The following is a 608-nucleotide window of genomic DNA, read 5'->3' as shown; positions in this document are numbered from 1 at the left end:
CGGGAACATACACGGCCCAGTCGCGCGAGTGGTCTAGTGTCGACCCGTGCCCCCAGGCCGCCAGCCAGGACGGCCCGCACCACACCGGCGACCGCCGCGGTGCCCGTCCCGTGGCGACGGCGTCGCACGTGAGCCGCCCGTGAGCCCGCCGGGGCGGCACGGGGGAGCCGGTGCACGGGCGCGGCCGCGCCGGGCATCAGTAGCCCACCTGGTGCTGCGTCACGTTGGGCACGGAGACGTACGAGGTCCCGGTCGTGCTGTCGCCGTAGCTCCAGGCCGTCGTGTAGATGTTCCCCGAACCGCCGTGGTACTTGGCCCGGACCTGGGCGCGGGACTTGCAGCCCCCCGCCGTACTGCCCGCCCAGGAGCCCCCCTGGGCACGGGTGGCGAGCCCGCAGGGAAGCTCCCAGGACGTGCTCGAGGCGCTGCTCCATCCGCTCAGCCAGCCGGCCGCGAACGAGGGTGTGGCTGCGAGCACCAGCGCGATCGACGTCGCGGCGACGACGGAGAGCACACGAGACCGCTTCATTACGTTCTCCTCTGATTGCGATCGATGACGGCGTCAGACAGGCCGGTCGGGTCGTTCTTCGGCGACGCCGGGCCCGATG

At 72.7% G+C, this 608-nt stretch carries 1 protein-coding gene; it reads right to left on the bottom strand.

Going from position 1 to position 608, the window contains the following annotated elements; genetic code table 11:
• Nucleotides 1-196: 196 nt before the first annotated feature.
• Entirely contained in the window at nucleotides 197-529 is a 333-nt protein-coding gene (locus AEA42_RS05285) for a hypothetical protein (RefSeq protein WP_055647173.1), read from the bottom strand.
• Between the last annotated feature and the right edge of the window lie 79 nt (nucleotides 530-608).

Source organism: Shewanella sp. Sh95, assembly GCF_001308045.1.
Classification (GTDB): domain Bacteria; phylum Pseudomonadota; class Gammaproteobacteria; order Enterobacterales; family Shewanellaceae; genus Shewanella; species Shewanella xiamenensis.
The sequence above is the reverse complement of the archived record's forward strand: the minus strand, read 5'-3'. Positions and strand labels throughout refer to the sequence as shown.

Bases quoted from the DNA above. Each gene is read 5' to 3' on its own strand.
- AEA42_RS05285 (WP_055647173.1), bottom strand. From the start codon at position 529: ATGAAGCGGTCTCGTGTGCTCTCCGTCGTCGCCGCGACGTCGATCGCG.